The organism is Bacillus sp. SSR7 (assembly GCF_055902415.1).
The window spans coordinates 1-12,349 of sequence record NZ_JBVVXV010000033.1; the positions used below are offsets into that span (position 1 = coordinate 1).

The window sequence follows — 12,349 nt, forward strand, 5'->3', positions numbered from 1 at the left end:
GGCGCCAAGAAAACATATAAGGATTCTAAAAACAAAAGAAATCGAAGGCATGGATATGCTTTGGAAAACTGGAACAGCTACCAGAGAACAAATGGAAAGAGAATATAACATTAAAGGAGATCGTCTGAAAAAACTTTGTCATAGCGGCTATTTAGAAGAACGCACAGGAAAAATTGTTTTAGGAGAAAAGGGAATAGAAAAGTTTAAGAAAGAGGGAAAAGAATATCAATATAAAACTGGTATAAATAACGCTAAACATGATATCCGTCTCTCTGAAAAATATATTTCTTTACCGAAAGAAATAAGGGAAACATGGAAAACAGAAAAACAATTACATTCAGAGGCCCAGAAAGACCCCAGATACGACGATTTCAAAAAAAGAATAGTAGAGTCCCATCCGCAAGGAAAATTCCAACCAACGCCCGATGGAGCCGTTTATAGTGAAGTACATGACGGTTACATTGCCATAGAAGTAACAACACGTAACTATAAAGAGATTGATATTCAACAAAAACAAGAATTTGCGAAAACATTTTTATCCGGATATGAACAACTATAGGAGGAGAAAACATGGCAATACAACCAACATTTATCGTTCCACCTACTTTTTATACAGTACATGAAATTATGAATAATATAAATGCACCCTATATCTTAAACTTACATGACATTCAGGAAGATCCACATAAGAGAAAATTAAGTGATGAATTACATTTATTCATCATGAAGCATTATCATAATCTATTTACATTTATGCTTCATCATCAACCCTACATGTTAAAATCACAATTCTTAGACCTATTTGGCTACCAAAAAGGAAAAAAGAATAAGTCTAGAACACTTGGTTACGCAAAATTAAAAGAGTTAGAAGATAAACTGTTAATTGGTTCTAAATCCTTTTATGGTGCGGAATATATTTATTTATCTTATCGAGCTTACTATTATTTTGGCCAAGAAAAAAAGGTGCTGCCAATTGCACCAGGAGAAAATGTACTCTTCCGCCATTTTACTCGTATGGAAGATTATCTAGAATTAAATAAACAATATACAGACCCAATATTATTAATCGCATTACTTTGCTCTCACGAGCATTATTATCTGTTACATACAGAACCCTTTTTCCCAATTCAACCAATACAAGAAAAAGATACACGTTACTTTGGAGAATACTTTCCAAACAATAAAATACCTAAAAATCTTGATATAGAATTTGTAACAGACTTTTTGATAAAGACAAAACAAGAAAATAGAGGATTGTGGTTAATCAATGAGGAGACACCTGAAACTCAACTTCACGTACTCATTACGTTTATAGATGAACTTTTTAAAATCCTTACTACACGTTGTTCTCTTAAATTACTTATTAATGATCAAAAAAAATCCTTACGAATCGTAGCAAATATTATCCCAATACCAGGAACATCGTATATCACCATTAATAACCTAATCTCTGATATTTATCATATTGAATTTTTATTAAAGATTTGCTTTCCAACAGTCATAACAAGTTTTACTTTTATTGTGATGAACCAAGATCATAAACGTGAATTAAACAATGTTATAAGTAGAATCACTAAAATCAGAGAAAATAAAAAGAACTTACAACCGTGGCAATCTATGATTGATTCAAAAAATATTAAAATCCGAAATACAAATCTATTTAGACGTTTAAATTTCAACGCTTCTTACGAATCTGAAAGAGAAAAACCTCTCTTAAACTAAGTCTTTATGAAAAAAATAAGGATTTTTCTGTCTAAAATGGTATATAAATAAGCCTTACAATAAATAAGGCTTGTCCAAAATTAAATAAATTTAGCAATAAAAGACACAATAGCAATACCATCAGCTAACAAACCAATGACTAAACCAACTAATGCTAAAACAGATATAATTTTTTTCATAATCTCACTCTCCTTTCAATTATTTACTTGCACTAACATAAGAAATAAGGACGTATAAATTGAAAAATAAGTTATTTTTAATATATAATCCGCTATTAAAAAGATCAACTATAAACAATCTACTTAATAAATTAATAAACGTTTTTGTCTTCCCCCTACTTTTGAGATAGAGGCTGGCGGGGGTGTGGGGAGACCCCACTTATTGCGTATCTAAAAATAGAGTAATAATTAATTAGGGAACGTTAGATCAAGCGGTTTGGCTCGTATAATGAGTAGTTCAAGCCGATATGCCTAAATCCCACTTTTGAGTTTATCGGCTTGGCGATGAAAGCAAACGAGCCAAAAAAAGTTCCGCAAGGATGTTAGAAAAAAGAAAAGTCTTCGACTTTAGCCGAGGATTAACGAGGCGACTTTTTTCTAGCAAAGGTGGAGATTTTTGAGTGATTTTCTCAAAAATACTACCTGTTCCTTGCGGAACTTTTAGCTATTTCTATATAGAGTGAGAAGGGACAAGCATACTAAAGTTGAAAATACCCAGTGATACCAAGGGTTTCAGGATTTTTCGTACTTACCGTTTTTGGTAAGTAAACTTACCGTTTTTGGTAAGTACGAATTTAATAAAAAAAGTCTACTTTAAAAGTAGACTTAAAATAATTTAATAGGTAAATTTTTAAGTTGTTTTGGAACCTTTCTAAACATAGCTTTAAGTGTCGGATTCACTTCATCTCTATTCCCTGAAAACATGATGTGAGGATTTATAAATAATGCATACGCTCTAACATTATTATCATCAACACCACTCTCTGAACGAGCTATAATACCTTTATCAATTAACTTTCTAACTAATGGACTAACTTTAGTTTCATGTCTTCCAATTTTTTTAGCCAATTCTCGCTGAGTTAATGGAATCTGTTCTTTTGAATTAATATCACTAACTAAACAATTACTCAAAAATCCTACACACATTGAAATATCTAATAAAAATACTTTTTCAGCATTTGTTAAATAATCAATTTCAAATAAATATTGGATATTTTGTTGAATAATTTGAACAAACTTTGCTTTATTCTTTATTTTACGTTCAGGAACTAATTTCATTCCCCTTGAACTAGCTTTTGCTTGAAGCTCATTCGCTATGTACATCTCTTCTTCTGACAAAATCTTCGAATTCTCGATATCTCTCAATCTTGCATTTTTTTCAGCCTGTTCTAAATTGCTGATTTTTGACATAATGTTTCTCCTCTTTTCTAAGATTTTCAACTAGAGAAGAAGAACATTTTATGTTATGATTCATATAGAAATTATAGTTGAATATGTACACAAAAAGCCTCCATCACTAATTGATAAGTTTGGTCACTTTCAATTATAACATAGAGGCTTTTTTTATTTTTTAAACTATTTAATTTTTATACGTAGAATTACAATATGGATGTGCTAATTGTGCATTATCTACATAACCAAGCCCACCATCTTCTTTCCTCACTATATGATCTATTGTAATAGAATTTGAATGAAGCAATCCACCACAAATAGCACAGCAATTAACATTTTTTAAAGACTCAACAATAAAAGCTAAAGATTTTCTCTCACGAGTAAATTTTTTCTTCTTTGCTTCTTCTTCAGTTTTTATAGCTTTACTCAAATAAGAATATTCATTGCTATTAGATATTTTTTCTACCGTTTCCTCAATATCCAATCCTTTCAATAAATTATCCATTATTGCGACATAATAATCTTTTATATGTTCAAATCCATTACTAGATTGTCTATATTTCCTTACAATTTGTTGGACAAGGAATTCATACTCAATCAATACTTTTTCAAAATCTTTTCTTACCTTTATAAAATCATTAAATCGATTTGCCTTTTCTAAATAAATTATAAAAGAGAGTATTGCATAGTATGAAGCTATTTTATGTCTTCCTCTTAAAGAATAAAAATACACAATTGGATGAAGTCCTAAAGAACCTGGATGCATACTATTAATTCGTTGTAAAATATTTTTACAGTTCTTTAAATGTTTTATAGTCATATCACCACTTAAATCATCATTTAATTCCTTTGAACCTTTATTAGCGTTGCTTGAAGAATTGCATATATTTATAGTTTCATATACCAAAGATAAACCCTGAGTTGAAAATTGTTTACCACCTATCGGTAAATCCAATGTTTTAATAGGAACTCTATAATCTGGTTTAAACAGTAATTCATTAATTTCCTCAGCTAGTTTTTCAATTTTCTCTCTGTTTTCCTGATTAAACGCGGACCAATACTTATGTCCCTTACCACTTCTCATAATAGCCCTAGCCGCCAAACCATTTGCTTTATTTCGAGACTTAATCAACTTTAATTCTGTTGAATTAATAGGAGCTCCTTGTTGGTTAATCTTAAAAAATGATTCCTCAGCTTTCTTTGAATTCCCCTCAACCCATTGAACTTGAAGTGCTAATGCTCCTAGACTTTTAGCTTTTTCAGCAACATATTTACGAACCTTTTCAGGTTCCCTACTTGCTAATTTATATTCTTTAAAAGGACCAATTCTTTCGTTAATAATTTCACGAGTTTCTCTAGCGATTTTCAATTGCTCTTCTGGTATAAAACCATCAAAATGCCTTTTAGAAATTTCACCATCACCATAATCATCATTTATCCAACAGGCTAATGCACTTAATCTATGAGAACCATCAATAATAAATATATAATTCCCTACACTTCTCCAAAGAATTATTGCCGGAATAAGTTCTCCTTCAATAAAACTTTTAATAAATTCATATATTTTTTCTGCCTCCCACTCATTAGTTTCTCTTTGAAAATCTGGTTTACGAATGGCTGAAAAAAAGAAAGAATCATATTCTAAATCAGGAATAGATAGCGTTGTTTTTGATCTTCCAATTGCCCCAGAAAAAATATTCTCATCTTGAACATCAAAATCTTCCCTAGGAATTAATGCATCTAAAACTACTTTACTTGCCATATCAACACTCCTAAAAACATTTAATATTAATAAAAGAATATAATTTATTACTAAATTTTACAAATGATATAAAAAGAAAAAAATGTTTTAAATTTGAATGTAAACTTTTAAATATTAGTTTACATTCATTCCCCCTTAAATATTGACTCTACACCAATTCCTCTGATATTCTCAAAATACACAACAAAAGTATACATTCGAAACACTATAAACAAAGAGGTCAAAAACCATGAACAAAAAACCACATCTCATTGATGTCCAACCTATCCGTAGCAAAGAACAGATTGAAGACATGAAATGGTCCCTAAAACGCCACTGTTCCGAACGAGACTATATACTATTTTTAATTGGAATTCATACAGGACTACGTGTAAGTGATCTACTCCAACTTGAAACACAAACTATAATAAAGTTAAAACGAAAGAAACGAAAGGAATTCAAAATCAAAGAAGGAAAAACAAAGAAAGAACGCATGATTAACCTTACTTCCATTTTTAATGAGGTATACTCTTATGCTCAAACTCTAAATAATACCTGGTTATTTCCTTCTCGAAAAGGAGACAAACCCATTAGTAAGATCCAGGCTTATCGACAATTGCAAAAAGCCGGAGATTTTGCCGGTATAGAATCCATTGGGACTCACACCATGCGCAAAACCTTTGGCTATTGGTTCTATAAACAAACAAAAGATGTTGCCATGCTGCAAGAAATACTCAATCATAGCACACCACAAATTACACTAAAATATATCGGAATTAATAAAGAAGAAAAGGATACTATACTCGATAATTTCAAAATCTAAAAAACATAGTTTGCTAATAATTTAGATACCACCAGCATTCTAAAATCATTTATTTGATCAGTAAAAATTTAAATAAAACATTAAAATAGAAATATAGCATATAAAGAATAGGGTAATGCAGTATAGATCAGTCTACAAGGATTCCCTTATAATAGCTTTACTTAATTAGTTTCTATATTGATTTTAATTTTTGAATATTCTGTATTTTATTGATAAAAATATTTATATATTACATGTTTTCCAAATATTTGATATTCTTTAATGGTAGTAAATTACAAATATTGGGAGGAATATTAATGCTTAAAAAAGGGATTTTATCATTAAGTTTATGTACAGCTGTTCTAGCTGTACCTGTAAGTAGTTTTGCAGCAGAAAATGAATTACCAGTTCAGTCATCTGAAGCAAAAGTTATTTCAAGTGAATATGGATATACTAGTGCTTCGGATAATTTGAAACCTATTACTAAAGAGGATAAACCACAATATAATATGCAACAAAATGTGGCTGGTGGTGTTTGGACATACGGTCAAAAATTAAATTGGCAACTAAAACAAGCTCAGTTTTCTGATTTTAATACAAAAGACTGGGTACATAGATCAACAGCTATGGCAAACGATGACTATTGGAAAACTGAATGGAAGAGTAGAGGTGTTCCTGCCAATTCTATTACAGATTATTTTTGGACTTTAAATACGTATAGATCTTATTATGATATTATGCAATAAAAATAATATTATTTGAAAGAAAGAGAGAGTATATGAAAAAAATCCTATTTAGTTTGTATATAGTGATTTCTTTACTCTCTTTTTTTGTATTTGTTGATTTAATTTCTACTGATCAGGAGAAATTAATGAAGCAAGCAGGAAAAGAGACTAGTTTTGTATTCACTATGAACCCAAAAGTTTTAGATATCGAAGAGGAAAAGTTTTTATCAATATTGTATGATGCATCTAATCGTTACAATGCTAATATATACAAACCTTTTTATTCTGATGAATCTTCAGTAGAATATGTTTATTTAACACATAATGTAAATTCTTATTTTTCAAATTTTATTTTATTAAATGGATATTTTCCTAAGGATACTAAAATTGATGATTTTAATCTTTCTACTTCAGAGAATAAGTTAACAACAGGAAAATTATTCTCTTATAAAAAAGAAGTGAATTTTACTATTAAACCATTAAAAGAATTGTTCAAAGATAATAAACCATCATCAGGAAAGTATATTGTATCTTTAAAAAATAAAAATCATATAGAACCATTTATAGATATTATAGAAAGAAAATTAGGGATAACGATAGAATATACTGATTACCAAGTTCAATCACCTATTGGTTTATTTTGGTTAAAAATAGTTCCTATCATTATATTATTTGTTTTATCAGTATTAACAACTATATATTATTATTTTTTAGAATATAAAAATTCCGCGATTCGATTATTAAATGGATATGGAGCTTTTGATATTTGGAAAAAATATTTTTATGAGGTATTCATTTTGTATTTCCTTGCTGTTTTTTCTTCTACTGTTGTAATGGTAACAATAAAAGCAGGAGATTTGATATTTACTTCATATTGGTTAAAAGTAATAATTACATATTTTCAGTATCAGTTAATAGCTGGAATAATTTTGTGTTTTGTTATGTCTTATCCTTTTATAAGGGTAAAGAAAATATCTATTTCTTCAAGTATAAAAAATATGAAACCATTAAAACAGATACAATTTATAAATTTTTTCACAAAAACGATTTTCTCGATAATTATTTTGTATTTACTTTTTGTTTCTTGTATTTCTTTATCTGATTTGTATAGATATTCTCAGGTGAACATGAACCAATGGGAAAAAATAAAAGAATATGGAATAATGCCTACTAGAGCTCTTGGTCCAAATGGAAATAATCCACGAGCTGTTCTAGAACTGTTTGATAAACAATACAAACTATTTAAATATACAAATGATAGAGGGGCTATTTTAATAAAGGTCTCTGATGATTACAAAGCAAAACAACATGGAGTCTCTGTTGCCGGATCCTCAATATATAGTGAAAACACAATTATGATAAACAATAATTATTTAAAATTAAATGGAATAAAAACAATTGATAATAAATTAGTTGAAATTGATGAGAATAGTGAAGAATTAACAGTTTTAGTTCCTGAAAAATATAAAAGTAAAGAAAAAGAGTTAAAACAGTATTTAGATGATACATATTATTTTCAAAAATATGAAGTGAAAAATAGTTTTTTAAAAGCAATAGGAGAGAAACAAACACTAAAAGAAAATAAGCAAATACATATTGTTTGGGTAAAAAATAATCAATATTATTTTACTTTTTCTACGGAAAATGCAAAAGATACAAATAATCGTATTTATGATGGTATCGGGATTGTTTTAACAAATAAAAATGGGAATGAAGGAGCATGGTATGATACTGCTGTTGGAAGTGATGGTTATTTTATAAAATTGACGGATAAAAAGGTACCTTATAATAGTATTAAAAATATAGTTAATGAATTAGGTTTACAAAATTTTTATCCTGTGCTTTATAATGCTTACGATCTTACGGATACCTATATTCAAGAAAATTTAAAAGTTATGTATAAATATATATTTGCTCTTCTAATTATTTTGGTTGTTTATTTATTAGTAAGCTTTTTTACAACAATGAATTATTTAGAACAATATAAATTTAAACATACAGTTCAAACAATTAACGGATATTCTTATTTTGATAAGCACAAATTATATTTGATTTTTACAAATGCTATTTGGTTATTGATTATTATTTGTTCTTTAATAATAGAGAACTATTTATTTGGTTTTTTTACTTTTATTTTATTTGTGTTAGAAAATATTATTACCTATCTAGTTTTAAAGCAAAACGAAGGGAAAAAAATGTTAAGGATTATAAAAGAGGGATGATGACATGAATGAAAATAAAGAAGTAGAAATTGAACTTGATAAGGTAAATAAATTATATGGTGATCGATTTATACTAAAAGATTTTAATCTTAAAGTTTTTAACAATGAATTCATAGGAATTATTGGTAATAGTGGCACAGGTAAATCAACTTTGCTTAATATTATTGGTTTACTTGAAAAAACAGATAACGGAAAAGTTATAGTACAAGGAAATAATAATCCATATAGAAATAAAAAAATGTTATTTAGAAATACATTTGGTTATATTTTTCAAAATTATGCTTTAATGGACAATGAAACTGTAGGTTCAAATTTAGAAGTCGCTCTTCATTTTCAAAAGTTAAAAAAACAAAAAAAACAAGAACTAATGAAAAAAGCTCTTGATGAAGTGGGTTTATCCTGTTCTTTAAAAACAAAAGTATATACGTTAAGTGGTGGTGAACAGCAACGTCTTGCAATTGCAAGGGTTATATTAAAAAAATGTGATGTTATTTTAGCTGATGAACCTACAGGTGCTCTTGATAAAGAAAATCGAGATCATGTTGTTATGTTATTAAAAAAATTACATAGTGAAGGTAAAACAATTATTGTAGTAACTCATGATACAGAATTACAAAATTTATTTTCTAGAGTAATTAATTTGAGCTGAATTTATGATATATTACTCCATCAAATAAATAATTATATATTTTTTATAAACTAGGAATCCATTTTAATCAATCTTTTTTAAATGGATTCCTTTTCTCTTTTATCATATGTATAATTTTATTACATACGCTCGTTAATTAAGATACAATACTAGCAAATTCTAAAAAAATAACATACTAATAGCAAGGGAATGCTTGTAGACTGATCTATACTGCATTCCCTTATTGTATGTATGCTATATTTCTATTCTTCTTTTTCCGACATTAGAACCCTACATAAAATACCAGCCAAATTTACTTTTTAAACAAACCGAAAAAACCTTTCCGTTTTTGTTTCTGATTTTGTACCTGCATATCTCTAATGTTTTCAAGCAATAACTGATCTCGTTTCTCTAGCTTCTTCTCTATAAAAACTTCTAATTCACTGTTTTTCCCTTCTACTTCAGTTAACTTTTTCTCCGTATTCTCTAAATGTTTTTTTGTCGTAACCAATTCATTCGTAATTTCTTGTAGTTTCTGAACGAGTGCTTGATTAAATTGATTTTGTAACTGTTGATTTTCTAATACTTCATTCAGTTTCTTTTCTAATTCTGATTTTTCTTCTTTTGAAACAAACGAATCAAGTTCTCCGTTTCGCCATGACCGAACTTGATCGTAAGACCATTTTTGGGCCTGTATTTTTTCTTTTATTGCTTTTAATTCTTCTATATTTTCCTTCGAGTATCTACGATGTCCTCCCTGACTTCGCTCCGTTTGTATATTAAATTCATTTGACCATACCTTTAACAAATCGGGTGTGATTCCTAAAAGATCCGCAACAATTTTCGGTGTGTGCATTTCCGATTTTAGTTCCAATTTTTATTCCTCCCCAAAAAACGAAATACGTTTTTTACTCAAAAAACAAGATTAAACCAACATTCCATTCAAAATCGGAATGTACTTACAACCGATATGAAAACCGATTTTAAAAACGATTTAATTTCCGAAATACATTCCGATTTTACCACCGATATGTATTACTTCTCGATAATAACATCAAAATCTTTTTTCTATATACAAGATTTTATACAAAAAAAGAAGAGCGCGGATCCCTAGAATCCCCGCTACATTAATGATGTATAAAATCCTGTATACGAGATAATCAGACAAAAAAAGAAGAATCCCCGCCAATACAAGGATTCTATAAAAATCTTGCTACCGATAATGAGACGTTATGTTAACCGAAGGTGAATATGATATACATTTCTTAATTTTGAGATAAAACGGTATAATACAAAGTGAAATATTTGATTATACATACTGTAAAGGAGATGACCTTGTGCTTTTAAAAGAAGAAATAAGAGTGGTTGTTGGTGTTGGAGGATACAATAACAATCCCAAATGGATACAAACAGAAGAGACAGAACTAAACTTGTTAAAACGGGATGATTGGGAGAAAAAATTTTTACCTAACACTGTAACAGCTATTTTAGCTGAACATGTATGGGAGCACTTAACCTATGAAGAAGGGAAAGAAGCTGCAAAAATATGCTTTGATTTTCTAAAACCTGGTGGTTACATCCGTTGTGCCGTTCCCGATAGTTTTTTCCCAGATGAAGATTATCAAAATGGAGTACAAGTGGGTGGACCAGGTCCTAAAGATCATCCAGCAGCAAGCCATAAAATTGTACATAACTTTAAAACTATAACTTCCATGTTTAAAGAAGCTGGTTTTGAGGTAAAGCTTCTAGAATATTGTGATGAAAATGGAGATTTTCATTTTCATGAGTGGGATGAAAAACAAGGGTTTATTTACAGATCTAAACGTTTTGACCATAGAAATAAGGATGGACAGCTCGGTTTTGTTTCTCTTATAGTTGATGCTATAAAACCATTAAAATAACATCAACTGTTACATAATTAAGAATTCATAAGAAAAGATTGGATATAATTGTGCCAACCTTTTACAACTTACTTCCAATAACAAATTTTATGTAAACACGAAAAGTCCTCCAATTTGTTTAACTGGAGGACTTTTTATTCATTACTAAAAAGAAATATCTCTTTTTGCTAGATCTTTAATTTAAAATTCTAATAACCCCTTTGGTTTTTGCCCTTTTCTGGGGTCCCGTCCTACACTTTTTATTCCACGGTTCACTTGACCACGAGCCTCTACACCCTCAAACTCCCAAAGATAACCCCAGCGGGCAAAAACCGCCCTTCTGGGGCCACCTCTGGTGAGTTTGCATGAGGGTGCCCCTCATGGTCAAGTGACTTTCGCGGCATAAACGTTACGGACTCAGTGATCGACCCTTCTCTAGTTATTCCCCCATGTATTCCTATTACAAAATCTCTCATATCTAAATTAATATATTGTATAATATAGTTAAATCAGATTCTATGTGGTATCACATAGAATCAAGTACATATTCTCCCCTCTGGGGAGCCCGGTTTATCGCCTTGACGGCTTTAAACCGGGAAGTTCAAGAGAATTCCACGGATCGTCCCGCCGTCCTGCGTCCTGCAAGACTCAAGCAGGGCAAAATACGCCTGCCTTGGCATGATAAAAGCTGACGCTTTTCCATGCCTGCGGTCAGACGCATTCATTTTTGATTCTCGCTGCGCTTGAACCAAAAACAAGCTCGGCAAGCCGAGTGAATGGTCTTCAGGCGTATTTTGCCCTGCGGGACTTCCTGGCCAGAACGCTTCGCATCTGTCCAGATTCTTTTTCTAAATCAGCTAACGCTTCTTAGAAAAAGACAAATAAAATTGCCCTCCGGCATTTTTATTTGTTTGATCAAAATGTGATGCTGCACATCACATTTTGTATTCTCCAATCTATAGCTTTCGCTATAAGATTGGTTCATTCAAATTCAGCTTCCGCTTTTTTGAATGAAATTAAATAAACTAATGTTTAATTTCATACAAACAAATCATGTGTAAATGTGTAAATGTCCACATGTCTACATTTACACACAATTCATAACAAAGATACATAGCTTCGCTATGTCTTCCCAAATAAATGAATACAAAAATATAGCAAAGACAGGAGGCATCCCTATGGCGGCGCCAAGAAAACATATAAGGATTCTAAAAACAAAAGAAATCGAAGGCATGGAT

The 12,349-nt window shown here is 30.0% G+C and carries 10 protein-coding genes; 7 read left to right on the plus strand and 3 right to left on the minus strand.

The genetic code is table 11. The features are described 5' to 3' along the window. Both AC0NJG_RS28245 and AC0NJG_RS28250 read left to right on the plus strand, forming a co-directional pair. Positions 1-559 (plus strand): hypothetical protein (locus tag AC0NJG_RS28245; RefSeq protein WP_474063680.1); only part of this gene is annotated, 559 nt, incomplete at its 5' end. A gap of 11 nt (positions 560-570) precedes the next feature. Then, positions 571-1,722, plus strand: coding sequence for a hypothetical protein (locus AC0NJG_RS28250; RefSeq protein WP_474063681.1), 1,152 nt, complete (start codon positions 571-573; stop codon positions 1,720-1,722). 824 nt (positions 1,723-2,546) lie between these two features. On the opposite strand, the gene AC0NJG_RS28255 is transcribed toward AC0NJG_RS28250, so the two are convergent. Together AC0NJG_RS28255 and AC0NJG_RS28260 are read right to left on the minus strand one after the other, a co-directional pair. Further along, a complete protein-coding gene (locus AC0NJG_RS28255; protein WP_474063682.1) occupies positions 2,547-3,131 on the minus strand; it encodes a MarR family transcriptional regulator in 585 nt (194 codons plus the stop codon). A gap of 169 nt (positions 3,132-3,300) precedes the next feature. After that, positions 3,301-4,875: an HNH endonuclease family protein gene (locus AC0NJG_RS28260; protein WP_474063683.1), complete on the minus strand. Its 1,575-nt coding sequence runs from the start codon at positions 4,873-4,875 to the stop codon at positions 3,301-3,303. A gap of 229 nt (positions 4,876-5,104) precedes the next feature. On the opposite strand from AC0NJG_RS28260, the gene AC0NJG_RS28265 reads away from it, so the two are divergent. The 4 genes from AC0NJG_RS28265 to AC0NJG_RS28280 all read left to right on the plus strand — a co-directional run bounded on the left by AC0NJG_RS28265 (position 5,105) and on the right by AC0NJG_RS28280 (position 9,252). After that, entirely contained in the window at positions 5,105-5,677 is a 573-nt protein-coding gene (locus AC0NJG_RS28265; protein ID WP_474063684.1) for a tyrosine-type recombinase/integrase, read from the plus strand. A 296-nt stretch (positions 5,678-5,973) separates the two neighbouring features. Further along, positions 5,974-6,402: a hypothetical protein gene (locus AC0NJG_RS28270; RefSeq protein ID WP_474063685.1), complete on the plus strand. Its 429-nt coding sequence runs from the start codon at positions 5,974-5,976 to the stop codon at positions 6,400-6,402. Between the two features lie 32 nt (positions 6,403-6,434). Further along, positions 6,435-8,603, plus strand: coding sequence for a DUF1430 domain-containing protein (locus AC0NJG_RS28275; RefSeq protein WP_474063686.1), 2,169 nt, complete (start codon positions 6,435-6,437; stop codon positions 8,601-8,603). A 4-nt stretch (positions 8,604-8,607) separates the two neighbouring features. Continuing rightward, positions 8,608-9,252, plus strand: coding sequence for a putative bacteriocin export ABC transporter (locus tag AC0NJG_RS28280; RefSeq protein WP_474063687.1), 645 nt, complete (start codon positions 8,608-8,610; stop codon positions 9,250-9,252). 292 nt (positions 9,253-9,544) lie between these two features. Here AC0NJG_RS28280 and AC0NJG_RS28285 read toward each other — a convergent pair whose 3' ends face one another. Then, positions 9,545-10,105 carry a MerR family transcriptional regulator gene (locus tag AC0NJG_RS28285; RefSeq protein ID WP_306008790.1) on the minus strand — a complete coding sequence of 187 codons (561 nt, stop codon included), beginning with the start codon at positions 10,103-10,105 and terminating at the stop codon, positions 9,545-9,547. Positions 10,106-10,568: 463 nt separating this feature from the next. Between AC0NJG_RS28285 and AC0NJG_RS28290 the strand changes: the two genes are divergently transcribed. After that, on the plus strand, positions 10,569-11,132 hold the full coding sequence (locus AC0NJG_RS28290) for a class I SAM-dependent methyltransferase (RefSeq protein ID WP_289396884.1): 564 nt from the start codon (positions 10,569-10,571) through the stop codon (positions 11,130-11,132). Positions 11,133-12,349: the final 1,217 nt, after the last annotated feature.

Bases quoted from the DNA above. Each gene is read 5' to 3' on its own strand.
- AC0NJG_RS28265 (WP_474063684.1), top strand. From the start codon at position 5,105: ATGAACAAAAAACCACATCTCATTGATGTCCAACCTATCCGTAGCAAA.
- AC0NJG_RS28255 (WP_474063682.1), bottom strand. From the start codon at position 3,131: ATGTCAAAAATCAGCAATTTAGAACAGGCTGAAAAAAATGCAAGATTG.
- AC0NJG_RS28270 (WP_474063685.1), top strand. From the start codon at position 5,974: ATGCTTAAAAAAGGGATTTTATCATTAAGTTTATGTACAGCTGTTCTA.
- AC0NJG_RS28260 (WP_474063683.1), bottom strand. From the start codon at position 4,875: ATGGCAAGTAAAGTAGTTTTAGATGCATTAATTCCTAGGGAAGATTTT.
- AC0NJG_RS28280 (WP_474063687.1), top strand. From the start codon at position 8,608: ATGAATGAAAATAAAGAAGTAGAAATTGAACTTGATAAGGTAAATAAA.
- AC0NJG_RS28250 (WP_474063681.1), top strand. From the start codon at position 571: ATGGCAATACAACCAACATTTATCGTTCCACCTACTTTTTATACAGTA.
- AC0NJG_RS28275 (WP_474063686.1), top strand. From the start codon at position 6,435: ATGAAAAAAATCCTATTTAGTTTGTATATAGTGATTTCTTTACTCTCT.